Here is a 21,121-nt window from a genome sequence, read left to right as displayed (position 1 = left end):
TCATTAGTTATAACGATCAATTCTGACCGGAACGCCTTTACATATACATGGTCCTGGCGTCAACTCCAGAGGTGAATTCACTTCCGTCTACCATAAGAATGCTTTCAGTCTACGGCATTCTCTCCCTATATGGCGATTTTGTAAGCTACTCTTCTCTATCAACGTTTTTCGTTATTTAACTTTTAATATAATGTACTTCAACTTATTATAAGAAGTTTTTTATTTGTTCGCAACCGGGCTTTGCAAATAATACGTTAAAATCCCTGCTGCAACCGCAACATTTAATGATTCTGCCCTACCGTAAATCGGAATATACAAGTTTTGATCCGTTTTTGCAAGAATTTCTTGGCGTACGCCATTTCCTTCATTTCCAACAATTAATGCAAAACTTCCGGCTGGAGTTACTTCACCATACGGAACTCCATTTTCAAGAGCTGTTCCATATACAGGAACGTTATTTTCTTTTAACTTGTCTACCCATTCTTCTAAGTTCCCTTTTACAATTGGCAAGTGGAAAATAGAACCTTGTGTAGAGCGGAGTACTTTACTATTGTAAACATCAACACAACCTTCTCCAAGCACAACGGCGTGAATACCAGCTGCATCAGCTGTACGAATAATTGTTCCTAAATTACCTGGGTCTTGCAGGCCATCTAATAAAAGGAATTTCCCATCAGTAAGAGCTACTTCTTTCTCATGCTTCTCACAAACAGCAAATACACCTTGCGTCGTTTCTGTTTCACGAAGTATTTTTACAATCGCCTCAGGCACGATATACATTTCCACATCATTAACTGTCCAATCTTTCGGAAGGTCTGTCTGATCTGAAACGATAAGTTCTGTTACAATTCCTGCCTTCAGAGCTTCCTCGACTAAGTGAAATCCTTCTACAAAAAATAAACCTTTTTTATCGCGTTCTTTTTTCGTTTGCAGTTTTTTCCACTGCTTTACACGCGGATTTTGTACTGAATCAATGTTTTTCATAATATGTATTTCCCTCTCTTCTTGTCTTATCATTATAGCCTATTTTTCATACATATTTACATAAAAAAGAACAAAAACTAACGTCAGTTTCAATTCTGAAGAAGAGGTGAAAGCAATGAGTTTTAATTTACGCGGTGCCGTATTAGCGAATGTATCTGGTAATTCACAAGATCAATTACAAGAAACAATTGTCGATGCAATTCAAAGCGGTGAAGAAAAAATGCTTCCAGGTCTTGGCGTTTTATTTGAAGTCATTTGGAAAAACGCTGATGAAAATGAAAAGCACGAAATGTTAGAAACACTAGAGCAAGGATTAAAAAAATAAGCAATTTGAAAATCACCTTCGCATAAGCTAAGGTGATTTTTTTACGAAAAAAATTTTTCTTCTCCTAAACATTTCTACTTTACTAACGAACTATGATGGAGTACAATGTTCAAAATACATTTAAACCGATCGATTTTTCTTCGTATACATCATTAGATAAAAGGAGTGAATGTTTTATGCACCGTATTACGCTTGAACAAGTTTTTAAACATCACATTACACAAAAATACGTAAACCGTTCTGGAATGGTCCACGCGATCGCTGTCGCTTACCATGCGTTTCACCTAGCCAAAAAGCATCACGCCTCAGTCGATGCTGCGACAAAAGCCGGTTTCCTTCATGATATCGGACATCATACGTGGTATACAGGCGGCGAATGGGACTATGACTTATATAAAAAGAATGATATCCATGCAATTAAAGGTGCTGAAAGAGCACATAAATTGCTTATTAGATTAGGAGAACATCCAAAACTAGCAAAAGAAATTTCTATCGCAATTCTTCTTCATACAGATTCTTTCTTAGTAGAACAAGAAATTGAAAGAACATCTCTTCAAAACATTATTAAATGGGCAGACGAAGCAGATGAAGAACCAGGCGGAGCTCATCATTATAGAACGATTTCTTATGAAAAAGCACTTAAAGCTATTCAGCAATTAGATCGATTGGTAGAGCGTGAATTGCAAATAGAGCAAGCAAAATTGAATAACAAGACAAAACATAGTTATCAATGAGAAAGAGGCATCACTACAGGGTGATACCTCTTTTATTATTTTATGGAAAATAAACCTTTATCCCGCATTAACGGGCAGTAAGACCCCCACCTCGAAATTCAGCAAAGACGAGGAAGTTAGGTGGAGAATCAACTGCCCGTAAAAGCCCGATTGGTGAGGGCTGATAATCAGTGGGGGATGAACCTCCCCAATGATTAAAGTTTCACTTTATATGTAATATTTAAATGTTACATTCAAAAACATTTTACTTTATAATTAAATATACAAATATAAAAGAGGTGATTTTACAAATGCAACCCGCTACACAGCTTTCTAATGAACAAAAACACTCGATGTCATGGGGACAATTTATTAGCTCTGTTTTATTCGCCTTTTTTGGAACTGGACTTATTACTGTGTTCCTCGCAATGCCATTAACAATTTATACAGCAGGTCTTACAGATAAAAAACAAGTTGCCCTGTATGAATCTATTGCAAATACTGCAAGTACCGTATTACAACTAGCTGTATTGTTATTCTTCATTTTTAAATTCGAACCCGCAAAAAAATTACTACTAAAATCTTTTAACTTTAAAACACTGAAAGAATGGCGCACATACGTATACTTACTTCTTTTCTTCGTTATCAACATCATACTCAATTACATCTTGTTAAATTATGTGTTCCAAGACGCAACAAAGCAGCAATCTTCCGCACTAAACTTAGATGTCTTTAAGCAGTATCAAATATTATTACTTCTGGGCTTTGCAATACTCACACCAATTTTTGAAGAGCTTATTTTCCGTGGCTTTATACTTCGCTTTTTCTCAGAACGCTTTCCATTTTGGATTGCAGCGATTATAACAAGCTTCTTCTTCGGTATCGCTCATACATACTCACTTGGCGTAATGGTCATTACTTTCTTCATGGGATTATTAATGGCTATTTTATGTAAAAAAACAAAATCCATTATTCCAGCTATGTTATTTCATATTATGAATAACATGTTGGCATTCTTGAGTTAAAAAGAGGTATCATCGCGATACCTCTCTTTACTCTTTTATCATAACTTCAAACTCTTCTGCGGTTAGCGTTTTTGATAATCCGTATCGTTATTACCCATTTCCTTCAATTTATATATACTCATTAATAATATCCAAAATAAACCTCATGTAGTAAAATATAACTTAATTCACATAAAGGAGTTTACATATGTTCAGTATTATTTGGATGCTTTTCACGCCACTTCTCTTACTATGCGGGATTGCTGGTGGTATTTTTTTAATAGTAACAGGGATTAAATATCGGAAATTACTCGTTGGTTTAATGGGGCTACTTAGCCTATCCTTTGTCACACTACCTTTTGTTCTTTTAAGTGTAGGGATTCATATCGATACAATTTTCCCGATTCCAACTGCTCTTTACTGGACCCTATTTTCTTTAACTGGATTATTAGCAGGGGTAAGTGGAGTACAAGCCAAAATTAAAAGTATACGTAATATGGGATTCATTATTTTTACCATTGGAATATTAGGTGTTATCTTCTGGGAGCTCATGTCTGTAGGTGATTCATTCTATATATAATATTTTTTAGCAACCTACAAATCGGAGGTAATACAGAAGTGTTTGGAATATTAACTTGGATGATTTTAGCTCTTACTTTAATGTTATGCGTATTTATCGTTGGTATTTTTTTAATTATTGCTGGCATGAAACATCGTAAATTACTTACCATTATAGCTGGTTTCACTAGCATATTACTCATCGTTGTTCCTATTGTTTGTATAGGTTCTGGAATAGATTTAGAGGGGATGGTTCCAATTTCGGGAACTTTATATTGGTGCTTCTTCTCTTTAGCTGGACTATTAGCTATTATAAGCGGCAGGCAAATATCGAGTATTTGTTCTATGGGGACAATTTTGTTTATAACAGGGCTGTGCTCCGTAACTGGTTATCATTTTTTATATCTCACTCTTTAAAAAGGCAAAAAAGCAGGGAAATTAATTCCCTGCTTTTCTATTTGGTTTATTGCCTGATGGTAAGAAGAACGATAACACCCAAGCAATCCCTGCAAGTATCGTTGCAATTAAGAAGGCATCGTTAATACCGTTAATTGCAGATAGCTTTGAAATTTGTCCATATAATAGTTGTGTGCTCATCGCGTCTCCTGCTTGAGCTGATCCAGCTAAGGCCGCTAAGCTTTGACCCATGCCGTGTACTTTATCAACTAAAATTGGGTTTGATGTTGTTAACATGTTGCCGTAATCTGCTACGTGAGCAGTCGTTTGTTGCGTCATAAGTGTGATTAAAATCGCTGTTCCGATTGAACCAGCTACTTGTCTTGACGTATTTTGCGTTGCTGTACCGTGAGAAATTAATTTCATCGGTAGCGCGTTCATACCAGCTGTCATAATTGGCATCATAATGAATGACATACCAATTGAACGTATAATATAATCCGTCATAATAACGCTATACGGTGTATCCATCGATAATTTTGTAAATTCATATGTCGCATACGTCGTAATTGCCAATCCAATTATCGCTAATGGACGAATGCCATATTTATCGAATAATTTACCCGCTACTGGTCCCATGATCCCCATAATTAATGATCCTGGAAGAAGTAGTAAACCAGATTCAATTGGCGTAAAGCCACGAATGTTTTGCAGATATACTGGAAGCAATAACATACCTCCGAATAATGCCATCGTAACGATTGCGTTAATTACTAAAGTAAAAGTAAATACTGGATATTTAAATACTTGTAAATCAAGCATTTTATTGTCCGTTGTTAACTCTCTCCAAATAAATAACGCTAAACCAATTACACCGATAACAAGTGAAATAATGACTTCTGCACTAGTCCAACTATTATTTCCAGCTTCACTAAATCCGTACAATAAGCTTCCTAGTCCAATACTTGAACTAACCACACCGAATATATCTAATTTCGTTTTAGACACTGGCTGAGCTAGTGTAAAGAATTTTAAAGATAGGAACGTAATAATTAAACCAATAATAAACATCGCATAGAACATTAAGTTCCAGCTATAGTTTTCAATCACCCAACCTGTTACAGTTGGTCCGATAGCTGGCGCTAAAATCATCGCTACACCTAGTAATCCCATCGCCGCTCCGCGTTTATGAGGCGGGAATAACGTCATAAAGATATTCATACCAACCGGCATTAAAATACCCGCACCAACTGCTTGAATTACGCGACCTGTCATCATCATTGTAAAGTTTCCTGAAGTAGCACAAATGATAGATCCTACCGTGAAGAATAACATTGCTGCTACGAATAATTTACGATACGTAAATCGTGAAACTAAAAAGGCACTAATCGGTACTAAAATACCATTTACAAGCATGAAGCCTGTAATTAACCATTGTGCTGTTGAAGTTGATACATTAAATTCATTCATTAACGGAGGTAATGCAACGTTAATGATTGTTTGGTTTAAAATAGAAACGAACATACCGAGAATTAATACAGCTACAACTGCTTTTACGTTCACATTCTCTACAGGCATAGACATTTGTTTTTTCGGCACTTCTTTTTCTTGTTTTACTTCTTCTTGCTTTCCTGTTTCTAACTCAACTACATTAGAAATTTCCGATTCTTGCTTTCGTTCAATTTCTTTCTCTTCTGTTTCAACTTTACTTACTTCTATTTTACTTACGGCTGGGACTTGTTCTTCTCCCATTTTCGTTTTTTTCTTTCGTAAAAGACGATTTACAAGGAAGAAGACGATTATACAAAATAGTGCATATCCTGCAATTACAATTGAGGACATCTCATCTCCCCCTTACTTATGAATACGAACTGTCACATTCATGCCAGGAACAATATTTACTGATTTGCTATGATCTAAAGAAATTTTAACTGGTACTACTTGTGTTACTTTCGTATAGTTCGCTGTTGCGTTGCTTGATGGCAACATAGAGAATGTATTCGCTGTTGTTAAGCCAACTTGTTCTACTTTTCCTGTTAACGTTGTATCTGGGTATGCATCTACATACACATCTACATCTTGACCTTTTTGAACATCATCAACATCTGTTTCTTCAATGTTTGCTGTTACCCATAAATTGTTCATATCGAATGCGTAAGCAATCGGGCTACCAGCTCCAACGAAAGCATTTGTTGTTGCGTTTGATTGTACAACCGTTGCATTTTGTGGAATTGTTACATCTACTGTTTGTTCTCCATTAGCTGCCGCTACAGTAACAGTACCTAGTTTATCGTTCTCATTATAATTTTTTCCTACTTCAGCTTTCCAGTCAGTTAGTTTACCTGCTACTGGTGAAGCAACCGGAATTACCTTTCCATCAATCTTTGCATTGTCTGTTTTTAAGTAATTTTCCGTTTGGTTGTAATAGTAATAACCGCCAATACCGCCGCCAACTAGTACAATTAATGTGATAATGTTGATAATTACCATTCTTCGAAACTGATTCATTGCATTCCTCTCCTTATATCGCATATAATTTTTTTCTAAACTATTTATGTCCTTATTGTTTAGATTGTTTAATTGTTAATTATATTAACCTTTTAACAAAAAAATCACACCATCTGCAGCGTAAATCGAAATTTATCTACCTGCGAGCGGTGCTGATTTCTGAAGGACTATCGTTTATAATTATAAATAATTATTTTGAATCTACAACCGACAATTTACGTATGAAATGTCGCTTAAACAACAATATAATACCAATATGTTGTTTAAGTATAGAAAATTAAACGAGGAGAAGAAAAATGTCTATTAAAAATACAAATGATCCACGTGTAAAGCGAACGAGACAACTCATTCAGGATGCTTTTGTCGCTTTAGTAGGCGAAAAAGGCTTTGAAAATGTAACTGTGCAACATATCGCAGAACGCGCTCCTGTAAATCGCGCTACATTTTATAGCCATTACCATGATAAATATGACCTATTAGACAAAAGTATTGAAGAAATGTTAGAGAAGCTAGCAGAAGTAATTAAACCGAAAAATAGAAATAAAGAAGATTTTCAACTTACATTTGATTCACCTCACCCTACTTTTTTGGCTTTATTCGAACATATCGCAGAAAATGTAAACTTTTATAACGTTATGCTTGGGGATAAAGCTGCCGGAAACTACTCTTATAAAATGATGAAAACAATACAAGTGCATTTAACATTAAGCTTGTCTATTTCACAACCAGATGATGAAGATCTTATGGTTCCTCGTGATATTTTGATTAGTTATGTGACAGGGGCTCACATCGGAATGATTATGTCATGGTTAAAAAGAGGAATGATATATACTCCGCATTTTATGGCGATGCAATTAACTCGTTTAATTATTTTAGGCGCTCATACTGCAGCAGGATTAGAACGGCCTTTTTAAAACATAAAAAAGCGAAGGAGAATCTCCTTCGCTTTTTCTATTAATTAAATGTAATGTTATGTACAGCCTCTTTATCAAGACGTTTAATAACTTCTACAATTAACTTCACTGCATTTTCATAATCATCACGGTGTAACATTGCCGCATGAGAATGGATATAGCGCGTTGCAATTGTAATTGCCATAGAAGGAATACCATTTACAGCAATGTGAATCGCACCCGCATCCGTTCCTCCGCCCGCTACTGAATCATATTGATAAGGGATTTGTAATTCATCAGCAACATCAACTACGAAATCACGTAAACCTGTATGTCCAATAACAGAAGCATCATATAAAATGATTTGTGGTCCATCGCCCATTTTACTTTGTGCTTCTTTTGACGTTACACCCGGTGTATCTCCAGCGATACCAACATCTACTGCGAACGCGATATCTGGTTTAATATAATTCGCAGATGTTTTTGCGCCACGAAGACCAACTTCTTCTTGTACAGTTCCAACGCCGTATACAACGTTTGGATGCTTTTCATCTTTTAGTTGTTTTAATACGTCAATTGCAATTGCACAACCGATTCGGTTATCCCACGCTTTTGCAAGTAACATTTTTTCATTCTTCATCACTTGGAATTCAAAGTACGGTACAACTTGATCTCCTGGTCGTACGCCCCACTCCATCGCTTCTTCTTGGCTAGAAGCACCGATATCGATGAACATGTCTTTAATTTCAACTGGCTTTTTACGAGCTTCTGGAGGTAAAATGTGCGGTGGTTTTGAACCAATTACACCTGTTACATCTCCTTTACGCGTTACAATCGTCACGCGCTGTGCAAGCATAACTTGTGACCACCAGCCACCAACCGTTTGGAAGCGAAGGAAACCTTTGTCATCGATTTGTGTAATCATAAATCCAACTTCATCTAAATGACCTGCAACCATAATTTTCGGACCGTTTTCTTCCCCTACTTTTTTCGCAACTAAACTCCCTAAATTATCAGTAGAAAGTTCGTCCGCAAACGGCTCGATATATTTCTTCATTACTTCACGTGGTTCACGTTCGTTACCAGCAATACCACGTGCATCCGTTAATTCTTTTAGCATTGTCAATGTCGCGTCTAATTTTGTCATTGCCAACACCCTCCTTTTTCTTCAGTCAATTCATTATACAATAATTAAATTGAAATATTCAAAAATTAAATTAGTATCCTTGTGTTTGACGCTGATGATTTACCTCATTTTTATCTAAATATGCTTTTTCAATCTCTTCTTGCTCAAATTCAAGTGCTTGTCCAAGTCGAAGATAGCTCGTAAATAATTCAATATAGTTTGTAATAGATGGTTGATCTGTAAAACGAATTACTTTCGCATATGTGTCTAAGAAAATTTCCACTTGTGTTTTATTCGTTTGTGCACATTTATAGAATAAGAAGTTTTTATCAATACCTAAATCAATTCCGATTGATAAAATAAAATGCAAACCATCTACGTATTCTTCTAATATTACTTCACGTTCCGAAGCTGGTTTGTTGCTCCAATATTTAAAACAACGTGTTTCATTTGCAAGTTCACCAATTTCTACAAGAAGAGCTAACATTTTTTCTTTTAACAATTTTTTCGGTTGTAAGTCATGTTCTTTTGCAATACGGTCATCTAATTCTTTTTGTAATTTAAATAGTTGTAGTAAGTCCATTCTATTGTCCTCCTCCAACATCGCATTTTACGCAACAATGTTGTTTCATCTCAAAGTTCATTATTATGTTTCAGTTCTTATGAATAAGTCAGCTATCTACCTCTTTATAAAATAGCTTGTCCTTAATTTGCAAATACGTTTCAGTCATCACTCTTAAATTGTTCATCTGATGAAAGTTCCATATCATCTTTCCATTATAGCAGTGTCGTTTCGGCTAGGAAAGATACTCTTCTTTCCAAACGTGCATAATTAAAAAAAGCCAGGAGGATTCTCCTGACTTCATATGTATATTCTTCTATATCACTATAGTTTTTATGTTGATTTTGTCATATCGATAACAACACATCCGTTAATCTTTAGAACTTCAAACTTCTCTCTGAACACAAACAAAAAACCTTAGAAGAAAATTCTTCTAAGGTTTCAACTAATTAATTAGTTAATGTTGTTTTTTGCAACTGTTGCTAATTCAGCGAAAGCTTTTTCGTCATGAACAGCTAAGTCAGCAAGCATCTTGCGGTTAACTTCGATGCCAGCATTTTTAAGACCGTGCATTAAGCGGCTGTAAGAAAGACCATTCATACGAGCTGCTGCGTTGATACGTGTAATCCATAATTTACGGAAGTCACGTTTCTTTTGACGGCGGTCACGGAATGCATACATTAGAGATTTCATAACCTGTTGGTTAGCAACCTTGAATAATGTATTTTTTGAACCGTAGTAACCTTTTGCTAATTTAATTACTTTTTTACGACGTTGACGAGTAACTGTACCACCTTTTACTCTTGGCATAATATTACCTCCTAATTGTTCTATATATCAGCCGAACTTATTTTAAGTTGTCAAGCATTTGACGAATGCGTTTGAAGTCACCAGCGCTTACTACACCAGCTTTACGTAGTTTACGTTTAGCTTTTGTAGATTTGTTAGCGAATAAATGGCTTGTGTAAGCGTGAGAACGTTTCAGTTTACCTGATCCAGTCTTTTTGAAACGCTTTGCAGCGCCGCGATGAGTTTTTTGTTTAGGCATAGGTATTTCCTCCTCTATCTATTACTTATCGTTTTTCGGTGCTAAAACTAAGAACATACTGCGTCCTTCCATTTTAGGCTTAGATTCAACTGTACTAACTTCAGCACAAGCTTCTGAGAAGCGATCTAAAACACGTTGACCGATTTCTTTATGAGTAATGGCACGTCCTTTAAAGCGAATTGACGCTTTAACCTTGTCGCCTTTCTCTAAAAACTTGATAGCATTACGAAGTTTTGTGTTAAAGTCGTGTTCATCAATTGTTGGACTTAAACGAACTTCTTTCATGCTAATTACTTTTTGATTTTTGCGCTGCTCTTTTTCTTTCTTCTGTTGCTCAAAGCGGAATTTACCGTAGTCCATAATGCGGCATACTGGCGGTTTCGCATTTGGAGCAACTAATACTAAATCAAGATTAAGATTTGCAGCTAAGTCTAAAGCGTCATTACGAGACTTGATTCCAAGTTGATCGCCATTTGCGCCAACTAAACGTACTTCACGTGCACGAATTTGCTCGTTAATCATCATATCCTTGCTAATAGTAAGCCACCTCCAAGGTTTTCTCAGAACATATTTTGTAGTCATAGAACCCGACAAAAAAAGTGCGGGCATACGACACCCACACTTGTAAAATCTTAAGTAAGAAATACATTTACCTGCTAACTGCGAATGCGTCCATCAGGTGAGAAGCGGGTGCTTCTACTTGTTCCACAAAACAATATTCTATTATCCTTGATGAGTTTATCATAGGACATGACGTCTGTCAAGAAGACGCGATGTGTTTTACTAACAACAAGAAATATTGTAACAAACAACTAACATACTTGCAATACTTTTTTATGATAAGTGTTACATGGTTATTTTTTCTAGTTTTTCTCTTTTATATTACAAAGAAAAGCCGCGGTATACCGCGGCTTTTTCTTATCGTTTTCCTTCTACTTTAATCATATCAACAAAAGCATCTAATGCGATTGTTTCTGATTTTTGTTCACCATATTTACGTACGTTTACGCCGTTTTCAGTTACTTCATTATCACCTACTACAAGCATGTACGGAATTTTTTGCATTTGTGCTTCACGGATTTTGTAACCGATCTTCTCTTCACGAGTGTCTAATTCAACACGGATACCAGCACGACGCAATTCGTCTTGTACTTTCTTCGCATAGTCTAAATGTACTTGCGGAGAAACTGGAATTACTTGTACTTGAACTGGAGCTAACCAAGTTGGGAATGCACCTTTGTATTCTTCAATTAAGAAGGCTACGAAGCGTTCCATAGTTGATACAACACCACGGTGAATTACAACTGGACGATGTTGCTTACCGTCTTCGCCAACATAAGTTAATTCAAAGCGTTCTGGAAGTAAGAAGTCTAATTGTACAGTTGAAAGTGTTTCGTCTTTTCCAAGAGCAGTACGAACTTGAACATCAAGTTTTGGACCGTAGAATGCTGCTTCACCTTCAGCTTCATAGTAATCAAGACCCATTTCATCCATAGCTTCTTTTAACATACCTTGTGCTTTTTCCCACATCTCATCATCCGCATAATACTTTTTAGTATCTGCTGGATCACGATAAGATAGACGGAATGAGTAGTTCTCTAAACCGAAATCTTTGTACACTTCTAGAGTTAAGTTTACAACACGTTTTAACTCTTCTTTAATTTGATCTGGACGAACGAAAATGTGCGCATCGTTTAAAGTCATTCCGCGTACACGTTGTAACCCAGATAACGCACCTGACATTTCATAACGGTGCATTGTTCCAAGTTCCGCAATACGGATTGGTAATTCACGGTAGCTGTGAATATCATTTTTATAAACCATCATATGGTGAGGACAGTTCATTGGACGAAGAACTAATTCTTCATTATCCATTTCCATTGATGGGAACATGCCATCACGGTAGTGATTCCAGTGACCAGAAGTTTCATATAACTCTCTACTTCCTAATACTGGAGTGTATACGTGATCATAGCCTAAGCTTGCTTCTTTATCAACGATGTAACGCTCGATAATACGACGAATTGTTGCACCCTTTGGTAACCAAAGTGGTAAACCTTGTCCTACTTTTTGGCTATTAGTAAATAGTTTTAATTCTTTACCTAATTTACGGTGATCGCGCTCTTTCGCTTCTTCAAGCATACGTAAATACTCATCTAATTCTGCTTTCTTAACGAATGCAGTACCGTAAATACGTTGTAACATTTTATTATTGCTATCGCCGCGCCAGTAAGCACCTGCAACGCTTAATAATTTAAACACTTTAATTTTCCCTGTAGATGGAAGGTGAACACCACGGCAAAGGTCGAAGAATTCGCCTTGCTCATAGATTGAAATAACTGCATCCTCTGGAAGATCGTTAATTAAATCTAATTTTAACTCATCACCAATTTCTTCAAAGCGACGAAGTGCTTCTGCACGTGGTACTTCATGACGAACGATTTCTAAGTTTTCGTTCACGATTTTTTGCATTTCTTTTTCGATTTTCTTGAAGTCTTCAACTGTAATTGCTTCTTCCATATCGATATCGTAATAGAAGCCATTTTCAATTACTGGACCAATGCCAAGCTCAAGCTTAACATCTTTATATAAACGTTTTAACGCTTGTGCTAAAAGGTGGGCTGTTGAATGGCGTAAAATATATAAGCCATCTTCAGAATCTAATGTAATAATAGAAACTGCACCATCTTCTTCGATTGGTGTAACAAGATCGATCATCTCATCGTTTAATTTTCCAGCTACAGCTTTTTTCTTTAAGCCTGGGCTAATAGAAGCTGCGATTTCTTCAGTTGTTACGCCTTTTGGAAACTCCTTCACAGCTCCATCAGGGAAAGTAATTTTAACTACATCTGCCATCACTGGTCACTCCTCTTTTTCTCAAAATAAAAAACACTCATCCCGTAAAAAGGGACGAGTGTTGAATTCGTGGTTCCACCCTTGTTCCAATTAACATAATTGTTAATTGCTCAAGTTCAACATAACGGTGTTGTCCGTTAGCAATTACTAGAAAAACCGTTCACTGCTAAAGTTTAGAGGTGGTAAGTAATAATCCCGTACTAGGAAGCTCACACCCTAAGGCTTCCCTCTCTGAAAATCGTAGAAAACTACTCATGTCCTCATCATAACATTTCGATATATTTCATTTATGTAGGTAATTATATGCTCAAAAACTTAGAAAATCAAGGGCGTTACCTTTATTTTTTAAATTTTTCACATTGCGCTCAAAATCATGTAATCCATGTAATTGGACCCGTTCTTGAAACACATTTCGCAAAGTAATAATCATATTATGGTCTTGTTCTTTCGTATATAAATAAATCTTTTTGGGCGAAATAGAAAGAAGCGGCGCAATTACTTTCGTATCAATATATACATCATTTTGCTTTAACAATTCCTCATCTATATATTGGACCAACTTCTCCTGTTTTAAACGTCTACCTTTATCATCATAAAAGATAAAGCTTTCATCAAAAATAAGATGCACGCAGGACAAGCGTGATTTACGGCTACTTACTTGTTGCCGAAGCGTCTCAATGAACATTTGGTATTCTTGCTCCATCTTATATTCATCAATTGCCACTTCCGCAAGTTTAGCCACCATTTCCCTATATGTACGAAGACGAAAACGGATATATGATGAAAACGAGAATGAGAGCGGATCACAAAGCCAATTATTTAAAGAAGACTTAATATATGACTCAAATGCGTTACGCGTTAAATCCTGAGCTACCCCTTTTCTTCTTCCCTTTAAAATCTCATGTGCCATGTGCAATATTTGATGACACTCTTCTTGTTCTTCATAAAAAAACTTTTCTTTTAAGATCGTATAAATCCACTCATTTTGTTTCACATTCACAATAAAATACACCATTACCGGCAATAAGATCTTTTCAATATAATTTGATTCACGTACTGGTATGTGAATCACCACTTTTTGTTCCTGTAAATACACACTCGTTTCCTTATATAATACTTCCGCTCTTTTCAGCAATTGTCTATATACGTGCATAGCATCATTTTTTTCTTCGAAGCAAATTTCAATCACTTTTGTCCCCCCTTTTATCCCTGCTCTAAAGGACTGTATCTATACGTTACAAATCCTATAAGAGTCCGTCCCGCGTGAAGTTCACTCTTAGTAGAATTACATTTCCTATCGTTAGAAAATCCACTCAATATGGCTTGCTAATTTTATATATATTAAGGGAGGGAGAAAAAAATGATACAAGCTACTATGAATTTTTTTATTGTATACTTTACTTATTACTAAAGGGAGGTATCTGAATGTTTGAATATAAATTCGTAAAAGTCGAATTTCATTGGGGGCTCACTCGCTCAAAACTAGCTGAAGACTACCAAGAAATTATTCAAGAACATACTAGAGATGACTGGAGGTTCGTACAGATTGTTGCCCCTACGATTGGCAGTTCTGGACAACCTGAATATTTCGATCTCATATTTGAAAAGAAAATATCACTATAATACAAAAGAGCAAGCTTCTCAGCTTGCTCTTTTACTTATGACGACGGTTTTTCCCACCAATTGGAATTGGTTTCGCTAAATATTTAATTCGTTCCATAATACGTGCTGCCTTCATTTCTTCAGCCTCACCACGTTGTGTATACGTTAAATGATGTTCCAATTGTTTAAAATCAAAATTAGACGTAAAGAACGTCGGTAAGTTTTCTAACATACGGAATTGCAAGATTGCACCAAGCACATCATCACGCACAAAGCTCGACATCGCTTCTGCCCCGATATCATCTAACATTAAAACTTGCACGCGTTTAACCGCATCAATCTTTTCGCCAATCGAATTATCTTGAATCGAACTTTTAATTTCACGTAAAAATTCCGGGAAGTATACGAGCATCGAACTTATTTTCTTTCGAGCAAGCTCGTTCGCAATTGCTCCTAAAAGGTACGTTTTTCCTACACCAAATTTACCGTACAAATATAAACCTTGTGCTTTTTTACCTGGTTCATATGTACTTAAAAATTCATTCGCTGCGCCAATTGCATCGATACGTGCATTTAAGTCAGAAGGGTCTAAGTTTTCCATAGTTGCCTGTAAAATATCCGTTGGCATATATACACTTTGAACGAGTTTTTCATATTTCTTTCTCTCGTCATATGCTACTTTTCTAACGCAACGATCGTATTGAATATCAATCATCTTCCCTTGAATAACAAGCTTTGGCTCGTATCCTTGCAGCATATTTTTACATGCACCTAAATCCGGACAATCCACGCAACCTACACTTTGTCCAATATATTCATATAACTTCACAAGACTGCGCTCAATCATAGAAGTCGTTACTTCACCTTTATGTTCGTCTATAAATTCTTTCACACGCGGGTGCGCCATTACTTCTGCCTTTAATACTTCATATCTATTTTTAAAGTTTTCATTTTCCATTAATTTTGTAAATGAATTTTGAATATGCTCCATTTTCTCACCTCAAAGAGCGTTCATTCTCTTCTATTAATCACGCTTATATTTTTTTAACACTTCTTCTAATCGTTTTCGTTCATCTTCTAGCGTACTTGCATCTTTTTCTACACTTACATCTTTCTTCGCCGTTTCTTTCTCTTGTTCTTTCAGCTCTTCTTCCTTAAGCCAATCTGGCACCATTTCTTTTCGTACCGTTTTCTTCGCCGTACGGCCTTTTTTCTTCGTCTCAGCCCACTCTTGATATTGACGGTTCTCTTCTTTCGCTAACGCCATCGCGTCCGCTACTGTACCGACCTTTTTACGTGCCCAATGCCCAGCAATCTTCTCGACATACGTTTTCGCAAGTTTCATATCTGAGCGTAGCATAACGTAATAAATAAGTACATTCACAACTCCTGGTGTCAATTTTTGATTAATCATGACATCTTCAACGATTTGCAAGTCCGCTTTCGTTGCCTCTGCACCACCAGAAATCTCTTTCAATAGTTGTTTTGGCGAGATTTCCTCTAGCTGCTTTATTAACATCTCCTCTTGTGATGAAGGCTCTTTCTCTTTCATCGTACGTGCAGCATGAGGCTGTACTCTTTCACTTAGTACCGGTAATGCTTGACCATTTTCAAATTGATACCAATCGCGCGCTCCTTTTCTAAGCCTTTCCATATCAATTGTTTGCATCTCCGTCACCGCACCAAGAACGATATTTTGCATCGATAACACATCTACACCATACACGTAAGCAAGTGTTATAACGCAGTCTCTTACTTGATCTGTAATCGCCTTTTTAGGAACAAGAGCGGACAATCCATCTACAAATAAAGAGAAATCAAAGAAATCATTCCAAACTTTCGGAGCGTCTCCCTTCTCGTTACTTGGCATAGTTGTCGTTTTTGGAATACGAAGGTCTTCTTGCGCATGCTCAAGCTGTCCTGGATTAAACGAACCAAACACATCATTGAAAGAGCGCGTAACATTTTCATAAGAAGCAAAATCAAATTCTTCTTCTAAGAAATATTGCTTTACTTGATTATATTTTGTCCGACTCAATCGATTGTATAAAAAGATACTTAAAACAATATCATCAAAAAACTGCTTCGGAGATAAAGGTGGTTGCAACTCATATATGAACATTCGAATATCTTTTTCTTTCTTAATATATACCTTCAAAAGCCCAATTGCCTCTAACTTTACTCGTTCCTCATATATTTCAGGAAGTTGCATTTGCATAGTCACCATAAGGGAATGATGTGTATTCTCTTTTCCAAATACACGATCTTGCTCTAGCTCCCCCCATAGTGTCATGTATAAGCTAAAAGCTCTACTACCTATTAACGGCTGATACAACATCGTCAATACTTTTCGGTCGTAATTATGCAGTAGCCCTTTCGCACTTACTTTATAACGATCAATCGGCAATAGCTCCATCCATGACTGTTTTTCCATTCTTGCTTTTCCTTTCTCTCATCCAATCTATCCTCTACTTCATTCCTTCTATCTTCATTATATAAATTCTTAGTGAAAAAGAGCTATTAGCTTTCGCTTCTAGCTCTCTTATCCTATTACTTACGGTATGTAAAGAGAATAAAATACAACTTCTACTCTCTTTCTTTTTGCAGTATATCTTTTAATTCTTCAATAAATACATTTAAATCTTTAAATTGACGATATACAGAAGCAAAACGTACATAAGCAACATCATCAATATCGCGAAGTTCTTCCATAACAATTTCACCAATCATATCACTTTTCACTTCTGATATACCTAAATTACGCAGTTCACGTTCCACGCTTTGTGTTACTTCTTCTAATTGTCTTAAAGATACTGGTCTTTTTTCACACGCTTTAATTAAACCGCGTAAAATCTTTTCTTTATTAAACTCTTCTCGTGTGCCTTCTTTTTTAACAACGATAAGAGGTGACTCTTCTACCCTTTCAAAGGTCGTAAAGCGACTTAAACAACTTTCACACTCTCTTCTTCTTCGAATAGAGCGCCCCTCGTCTACCGGACGCGAATCTAACACTCTTGTACCATTATGAGAACAGGATGGACAACGCAATTCATTCACTCCTTTACACTATACTCTTTATTTTTCTCTACTCAATTCACCTAAAATATATATACAATATTATATAACTCATTCTAACTCTCTTACCACTTTAAGTTTCAGCGCATCACTTTATCATCTCATACTTAAAAATAAGATGGTATATAGGGCACTACCTCATTTGCAAGAGTCCAATGTATTCAACTAACGAGTACGTTATATTTTTCCTTTTTTATAAACTAAAAAAGAGGTGCATTATACACCTCTTTACATTTTAAATCAATTATGTTCTTTTTTAAAGAGCTTTTGTTTCTCTCTGCTTAATTTCGAAGCTACCAGTGCCTCGAGGAAGCTCGATGCTCTCACGCGTTTTCGCGTTTAAACCTTCTGCAATATATTCTGCAGCAACATTTGGATCAATACGATCCCCACAAGTATAAACATCAATACTTGCGTAACCGTGCTCCGGAAAGCTATGAATTGTTAAATGTGATTCTGAGATAATTACTACTCCACTTACACCTTGTGGTGCAAATTTATGGAAAGCAACCTCACGCACTTCAGCACCAGCTCTTAGTGCTGCATCCACAAATAATTGTTCAATATACGGCATGTCATTAAGCTTGTCGAAATCGCAATCCCAAAGTTCAGCGATCACGTGACGACCCATCGTATCCATAGTATCCATTCTACAGTTCCCCCTTGTAAATTTATTCTAACTGTTCGAATTGAAAACTAATTTGCAATTTGGCTTGCTCCACTACCACGGGGGAAAGTTAGTCCAGAGAGGTCCTAACCCTTTAAGTAGTGACTACGTACCTCAGCTCTTAAGTTTACGAGTGTTAGTATACTTTGTTTATTTTCATTTTGCAACAACAGTTTTTTCGATTTTCTGTCATATTTTCCTCTTTACTTTTCCCTAAAAAAAATAAACGATTCACAAATGCAGTAATCACAACGTTTCGTGGTATGTCCACTTTTTAAAATATACTTATATAATTTTTTTCCTTTTCAGAAAAAAATAAAAAAAGAGGGCAAATATTGCCTTGCCCTCTCCTCCCTTATTCACTTAAATGTGTTGCACATTTTCTTGTTTCGCTAACTCTTCAACAACTAACGTTACAAGATCTACAACACGACGAGAGTAGCCCCACTCGTTATCATACCAAGCAAGTACTTTCACTTTACGATCACCCATTACCATTGTAGATAAACCATCGATAATAGCTGAATGTGTATTTGTATTAAAGTCGATAGATACTAAAGGCTCTTCGCTGAATTCTACAATACCTTTTAACGCACCGTTTGCAACAGTTTTGAATGCATCATTAATAGCTTCAACTGTCACATCGCGTTTTACATCTACTACTAAGTCAACAAGAGACACGTTTGGTGTTGGTACACGAAGTGCCATACCATGAAGTTTTCCGTTTAAGTGCGGAAGAACTTTTGCTAGCGCTTTCGCAGCACCTGTCGTTGTCGGAATGATTGATTGTCCGCAAGCACGTGCTCTTCTTAAATCTTTATGTGGGTTATCAATATTTTTTTGGTCATTTGTATAAGCGTGAACTGTCGTCATTAAACCGTTTTCAATTCCAAACTGCTCATCTAACACCTTCACAACAGGCGCTAAACAGTTTGTTGTACAAGATGCATTTGAAATAACAGTATGTTTTGTAATATCTAATTGGTCTTCATTCACACCAACTACAATTGTTACATCTTCATTTTTACCAGGCGCTGTTAAAATAACTTTTTTCGCTCCAGCTTCAACGTGAAGAATTGCTTTTTCTTTCGAATTAAATTTACCAGTTGCTTCAATTACAACTTCAACACCTAAATCTGTCCAAGGCAATTCCTTTGGATCGCGGTTGTTTAAAAGGCGAATCATTTTTCCATCAACTAATAAGTGATCTTCAAATGCTTCTACTGTTCCGTCAAACTTGCCATGAACTGTATCATATTTAATTAAGTGTGCTAACGTTTCAGATGGATAGCTTGCATTGATTGCTACAATTTCGAATGCACTTTCTTTTATTGCTTGACGAAATACCATTCTCCCAATACGTCCAAATCCATTAATTGCCACACGAGTCATAATATGTTATCCCCCTTGAATGCGTTATACTATTTATCTCCAATCCCAATAATAGTATAACACAAAAAGAAGATATGTCACTAAGCATTTTCATTAATTTCACAATTTTTTAGTCAATAATGTTCCACTTCTTTAAAATTACCTGCAATTGTGTTTTCGTTCCCATAATTGTGCCATCATTATTTATCACTTCATCTGCATTTTTCACTTTTTCTTCTAACGGCATTTGAGATTGAATACGAGCTGTTGCTTCTTCTTCTGAAAATTTATTTCGTTTCATTAAACGCTCTAATTGCGTATGCGGCTTAACTGCTACAACTAAAACGCGGTCAACAAGACTTGTTAATTTGCTTTCAAATAAGAGAGGAATATCTAACACAACCGCTTGCATATCTTCTTTTATGTACATCTCCTTTTGCCTATTCATTTCCTCACGCACTGCAGGATGAACAATTTTATTTAACTGCAATCGTTTTTCTTCATTATAGAAAACGACACTTCCCAGTTTTGGACGATCTAGTTCTCCATCTTCTTGTAACACTTCCGTTCCAAATACTTCTACTATTTTGTTATATGCTGGTTTTCCTTGCTCTACAACTTCTCGTGCAATAATATCTGCATCAATAACCGGTATGCTTAGTTCACGAAACATTTGAGATACTGTACTTTTTCCACTTGCAATGCCTCCTGTTAATCCAATTACTACTGTCATAATAAGCCTCCTCATAATAAAAGGCGCGAAACTAATGTTCCACGCCCATACTTACATTTTCCAAATTCCAATTATAATGAGTAATACCCCAGGCAGGAATGTAAATTTTTGTAACCACTTCATATTCGATAAAACCGTTCCAAGTTTCATTCCAATAAATAAAAACAAAGAACTCATAATCGCAACTAATATCGCCATCATAGCGGGTGCATACCCTAATAAAGATGCACCAATTCCGGCACCAAATGAGTCTACAGAAAGAGCGGTACCAAGAAGCAATGCCTCTCCTGCAGAAATGGTGCCTGATTTATCAAAATCTGCTACAGTCGGTTTCCGTAAAATTTGAATCACTAGCCCTAGCGAGGCAATCTCTAATTTCCAGACCTTCTCCTCTTGCTTCGGTTCTTCTTTTTTTTCACTTCGAAAAAATTGATACAATACCCAAATCCCTATTCCAATAAGAACAAGCCCACCGATACGCGTTGCGATAACAGGTGAAAATACTTTCGCGATCATATGTCCAATTCCCATTGAAACAAGCATAACAGCCGCTGAACACATTCCGATAATTATAATTGATCTTAGTGGAATTCTTACGCTTCTTAAACCATATGTTAGCCCTACACTACAGCTATCTAAGCTTAATGTAAAAGCTAATAAAATAAGAGATAAATAAAGGTACATCGGTAAGCTCCTCCCT

24 protein-coding genes and 3 other annotated features (1 of these 27 cut by a window edge) are annotated in these 21,121 nt (G+C 36.3%); of the genes, 7 read left to right on the top strand and 17 right to left on the bottom strand.

What is annotated here, in order from left to right:
* Positions 1-171: a binding site (T-box leader), on the bottom strand (it extends 58 nt beyond the left edge of the window).
* A 48-nt stretch (positions 172-219) separates the two neighbouring features.
* Complete coding sequence (locus BM089_RS10820) at positions 220-1,017, bottom strand: TrmH family RNA methyltransferase (protein ID WP_139213252.1); 798 nt, start codon at positions 1,015-1,017, stop codon at positions 220-222.
* Positions 1,018-1,099: 82 nt separating this feature from the next.
* On the opposite strand from BM089_RS10820, the gene sspI reads away from it, so the two are divergent.
* From sspI to BM089_RS10795, 5 genes are all read left to right on the top strand, one after another.
* The gene (sspI, locus tag BM089_RS10815) at positions 1,100-1,309 is read left to right on the top strand and encodes a small acid-soluble spore protein SspI (RefSeq protein ID WP_000009509.1); all 210 of its coding nucleotides are present in this window, start codon (positions 1,100-1,102) and stop codon (positions 1,307-1,309) included.
* 176 nt (positions 1,310-1,485) lie between these two features.
* Positions 1,486-2,043, top strand: a complete 558-nt coding sequence (locus tag BM089_RS10810) for an HD domain-containing protein (RefSeq protein WP_090976943.1) — start codon at positions 1,486-1,488, stop codon at positions 2,041-2,043.
* Between the two features lie 290 nt (positions 2,044-2,333).
* Positions 2,334-3,047, top strand: a complete 714-nt coding sequence (locus tag BM089_RS10805; protein WP_090976941.1) for a CPBP family intramembrane glutamic endopeptidase — start codon at positions 2,334-2,336, stop codon at positions 3,045-3,047.
* Between the two features lie 187 nt (positions 3,048-3,234).
* Positions 3,235-3,606 carry a hypothetical protein gene (locus BM089_RS10800; protein ID WP_000491395.1) on the top strand — a complete coding sequence of 124 codons (372 nt, stop codon included), beginning with the start codon at positions 3,235-3,237 and terminating at the stop codon, positions 3,604-3,606.
* 38 nt (positions 3,607-3,644) lie between these two features.
* On the top strand, positions 3,645-4,001 hold the full coding sequence (locus tag BM089_RS10795; protein ID WP_090976939.1) for an ammonia permease: 357 nt from the start codon (positions 3,645-3,647) through the stop codon (positions 3,999-4,001).
* A 21-nt stretch (positions 4,002-4,022) separates the two neighbouring features.
* On the opposite strand, the gene BM089_RS10790 is transcribed toward BM089_RS10795, so the two are convergent.
* Positions 4,023-5,822 carry a DHA2 family efflux MFS transporter permease subunit gene (locus tag BM089_RS10790; protein ID WP_000095293.1) on the bottom strand — a complete coding sequence of 600 codons (1,800 nt, stop codon included), beginning with the start codon at positions 5,820-5,822 and terminating at the stop codon, positions 4,023-4,025.
* 12 nt (positions 5,823-5,834) lie between these two features.
* Positions 5,835-6,488, bottom strand: a complete 654-nt coding sequence (locus BM089_RS10785) for an HlyD family secretion protein (protein ID WP_001071419.1) — start codon at positions 6,486-6,488, stop codon at positions 5,835-5,837.
* A gap of 296 nt (positions 6,489-6,784) precedes the next feature.
* Here BM089_RS10785 and BM089_RS10780 point away from each other — a divergent pair, with 296 nt between their 5' ends.
* A complete protein-coding gene (locus BM089_RS10780) occupies positions 6,785-7,402 on the top strand; it encodes a TetR/AcrR family transcriptional regulator (protein WP_000023661.1) in 618 nt (205 codons plus the stop codon).
* A 40-nt stretch (positions 7,403-7,442) separates the two neighbouring features.
* On the opposite strand, the gene BM089_RS10775 is transcribed toward BM089_RS10780, so the two are convergent.
* From BM089_RS10775 to ytxC, 7 genes are all read right to left on the bottom strand, one after another.
* A complete protein-coding gene (locus BM089_RS10775; RefSeq protein WP_000163555.1) occupies positions 7,443-8,528 on the bottom strand; it encodes a M42 family metallopeptidase in 1,086 nt (361 codons plus the stop codon).
* A 70-nt stretch (positions 8,529-8,598) separates the two neighbouring features.
* A complete protein-coding gene (locus BM089_RS10770; RefSeq protein ID WP_000365050.1) occupies positions 8,599-9,090 on the bottom strand; it encodes a dUTP diphosphatase in 492 nt (163 codons plus the stop codon).
* A 432-nt stretch (positions 9,091-9,522) separates the two neighbouring features.
* The gene (gene rplT, locus BM089_RS10765; protein WP_001138362.1) at positions 9,523-9,879 is read right to left on the bottom strand and encodes a 50S ribosomal protein L20; all 357 of its coding nucleotides are present in this window, start codon (positions 9,877-9,879) and stop codon (positions 9,523-9,525) included.
* 37 nt (positions 9,880-9,916) lie between these two features.
* Entirely contained in the window at positions 9,917-10,117 is a 201-nt protein-coding gene (gene rpmI, locus BM089_RS10760; RefSeq protein ID WP_001125945.1) for a 50S ribosomal protein L35, read from the bottom strand.
* A 21-nt stretch (positions 10,118-10,138) separates the two neighbouring features.
* On the bottom strand, positions 10,139-10,642 hold the full coding sequence (infC, locus tag BM089_RS10755) for a translation initiation factor IF-3 (protein ID WP_000973215.1): 504 nt from the start codon (positions 10,640-10,642) through the stop codon (positions 10,139-10,141).
* Between the two features lie 62 nt (positions 10,643-10,704).
* Positions 10,705-10,825, bottom strand: a sequence feature (ribosomal protein L20 leader region).
* A gap of 210 nt (positions 10,826-11,035) precedes the next feature.
* A complete protein-coding gene (gene thrS / locus BM089_RS10750; RefSeq protein WP_090976937.1) occupies positions 11,036-12,973 on the bottom strand; it encodes a threonine--tRNA ligase in 1,938 nt (645 codons plus the stop codon).
* Between the two features lie 47 nt (positions 12,974-13,020).
* Positions 13,021-13,249, bottom strand: a binding site (T-box leader).
* A 31-nt stretch (positions 13,250-13,280) separates the two neighbouring features.
* Positions 13,281-14,162, bottom strand: coding sequence for a putative sporulation protein YtxC (gene ytxC / locus BM089_RS10745; protein WP_000569629.1), 882 nt, complete (start codon positions 14,160-14,162; stop codon positions 13,281-13,283).
* Between the two features lie 236 nt (positions 14,163-14,398).
* On the opposite strand from ytxC, the gene BM089_RS10740 reads away from it, so the two are divergent.
* A complete protein-coding gene (locus BM089_RS10740) occupies positions 14,399-14,596 on the top strand; it encodes a DUF4177 domain-containing protein (RefSeq protein ID WP_090976936.1) in 198 nt (65 codons plus the stop codon).
* Positions 14,597-14,627: 31 nt separating this feature from the next.
* Here BM089_RS10740 and dnaI read toward each other — a convergent pair whose 3' ends face one another.
* From dnaI to ytaF, 7 genes are all read right to left on the bottom strand, one after another.
* The gene (gene dnaI, locus BM089_RS10735; RefSeq protein ID WP_000400120.1) at positions 14,628-15,566 is read right to left on the bottom strand and encodes a primosomal protein DnaI; all 939 of its coding nucleotides are present in this window, start codon (positions 15,564-15,566) and stop codon (positions 14,628-14,630) included.
* Between the two features lie 33 nt (positions 15,567-15,599).
* Entirely contained in the window at positions 15,600-17,009 is a 1,410-nt protein-coding gene (locus tag BM089_RS10730; RefSeq protein ID WP_090976935.1) for a replication initiation and membrane attachment family protein, read from the bottom strand.
* Between the two features lie 152 nt (positions 17,010-17,161).
* Positions 17,162-17,623, bottom strand: a complete 462-nt coding sequence (nrdR, locus tag BM089_RS10725) for a transcriptional regulator NrdR (protein WP_001203687.1) — start codon at positions 17,621-17,623, stop codon at positions 17,162-17,164.
* A 283-nt stretch (positions 17,624-17,906) separates the two neighbouring features.
* Complete coding sequence (gene speD / locus BM089_RS10720; RefSeq protein ID WP_002003660.1) at positions 17,907-18,290, bottom strand: adenosylmethionine decarboxylase; 384 nt, start codon at positions 18,288-18,290, stop codon at positions 17,907-17,909.
* A 390-nt stretch (positions 18,291-18,680) separates the two neighbouring features.
* Positions 18,681-19,709 (bottom strand): glyceraldehyde-3-phosphate dehydrogenase, encoded by a 1,029-nt coding sequence (locus BM089_RS10710; protein WP_000198974.1) that lies wholly within the window; start codon positions 19,707-19,709, stop codon positions 18,681-18,683.
* Positions 19,710-19,818: 109 nt separating this feature from the next.
* Positions 19,819-20,421 carry a dephospho-CoA kinase gene (coaE, locus tag BM089_RS10705; protein ID WP_090976933.1) on the bottom strand — a complete coding sequence of 201 codons (603 nt, stop codon included), beginning with the start codon at positions 20,419-20,421 and terminating at the stop codon, positions 19,819-19,821.
* Positions 20,422-20,472: 51 nt separating this feature from the next.
* Positions 20,473-21,105, bottom strand: a complete 633-nt coding sequence (ytaF, locus tag BM089_RS10700) for a sporulation membrane protein YtaF (protein WP_090976931.1) — start codon at positions 21,103-21,105, stop codon at positions 20,473-20,475.
* Positions 21,106-21,121: the final 16 nt, after the last annotated feature.

It is taken from the genome of Bacillus sp. 5mfcol3.1 (assembly GCF_900114335.1).
In the GTDB taxonomy this organism is placed as follows: Bacteria; Bacillota; Bacilli; order Bacillales; family Bacillaceae_G; genus Bacillus_A; species Bacillus_A thuringiensis_S.
Note: the sequence above shows the minus strand (reverse complement) of the source record. Positions and strands in the feature narration are given on the sequence as shown.

What these genes read in the sequence shown, in the direction of transcription:
- BM089_RS10820 (WP_139213252.1), bottom strand. Translation starts at nt 1,017, where the DNA reads ATGATAAGACAAGAAGAGAGGGAAATACATATTATGAAAAACATTGAT.
- sspI (WP_000009509.1), top strand. Translation starts at nt 1,100, where the DNA reads ATGAGTTTTAATTTACGCGGTGCCGTATTAGCGAATGTATCTGGTAAT.
- BM089_RS10810 (WP_090976943.1), top strand. Translation starts at nt 1,486, where the DNA reads ATGCACCGTATTACGCTTGAACAAGTTTTTAAACATCACATTACACAA.
- BM089_RS10805 (WP_090976941.1), top strand. Translation starts at nt 2,334, where the DNA reads ATGCAACCCGCTACACAGCTTTCTAATGAACAAAAACACTCGATGTCA.
- BM089_RS10800 (WP_000491395.1), top strand. Translation starts at nt 3,235, where the DNA reads ATGTTCAGTATTATTTGGATGCTTTTCACGCCACTTCTCTTACTATGC.
- BM089_RS10790 (WP_000095293.1), bottom strand. Translation starts at nt 5,822, where the DNA reads ATGTCCTCAATTGTAATTGCAGGATATGCACTATTTTGTATAATCGTC.
- BM089_RS10785 (WP_001071419.1), bottom strand. Translation starts at nt 6,488, where the DNA reads ATGAATCAGTTTCGAAGAATGGTAATTATCAACATTATCACATTAATT.
- BM089_RS10780 (WP_000023661.1), top strand. Translation starts at nt 6,785, where the DNA reads ATGTCTATTAAAAATACAAATGATCCACGTGTAAAGCGAACGAGACAA.
- BM089_RS10775 (WP_000163555.1), bottom strand. Translation starts at nt 8,528, where the DNA reads ATGACAAAATTAGACGCGACATTGACAATGCTAAAAGAATTAACGGAT.
- BM089_RS10770 (WP_000365050.1), bottom strand. Translation starts at nt 9,090, where the DNA reads ATGGACTTACTACAACTATTTAAATTACAAAAAGAATTAGATGACCGT.
- rplT (WP_001138362.1), bottom strand. Translation starts at nt 9,879, where the DNA reads ATGCCAAGAGTAAAAGGTGGTACAGTTACTCGTCAACGTCGTAAAAAA.
- rpmI (WP_001125945.1), bottom strand. Translation starts at nt 10,117, where the DNA reads ATGCCTAAACAAAAAACTCATCGCGGCGCTGCAAAGCGTTTCAAAAAG.
- infC (WP_000973215.1), bottom strand. Translation starts at nt 10,642, where the DNA reads ATGATGATTAACGAGCAAATTCGTGCACGTGAAGTACGTTTAGTTGGC.
- thrS (WP_090976937.1), bottom strand. Translation starts at nt 12,973, where the DNA reads ATGGCAGATGTAGTTAAAATTACTTTCCCTGATGGAGCTGTGAAGGAG.
- BM089_RS10740 (WP_090976936.1), top strand. Translation starts at nt 14,399, where the DNA reads ATGTTTGAATATAAATTCGTAAAAGTCGAATTTCATTGGGGGCTCACT.
- dnaI (WP_000400120.1), bottom strand. Translation starts at nt 15,566, where the DNA reads ATGGAGCATATTCAAAATTCATTTACAAAATTAATGGAAAATGAAAAC.
- BM089_RS10730 (WP_090976935.1), bottom strand. Translation starts at nt 17,009, where the DNA reads ATGGAAAAACAGTCATGGATGGAGCTATTGCCGATTGATCGTTATAAA.
- speD (WP_002003660.1), bottom strand. Translation starts at nt 18,290, where the DNA reads ATGGATACGATGGGTCGTCACGTGATCGCTGAACTTTGGGATTGCGAT.
- BM089_RS10710 (WP_000198974.1), bottom strand. Translation starts at nt 19,709, where the DNA reads ATGACTCGTGTGGCAATTAATGGATTTGGACGTATTGGGAGAATGGTA.
- coaE (WP_090976933.1), bottom strand. Translation starts at nt 20,421, where the DNA reads ATGACAGTAGTAATTGGATTAACAGGAGGCATTGCAAGTGGAAAAAGT.
- ytaF (WP_090976931.1), bottom strand. Translation starts at nt 21,105, where the DNA reads ATGTACCTTTATTTATCTCTTATTTTATTAGCTTTTACATTAAGCTTA.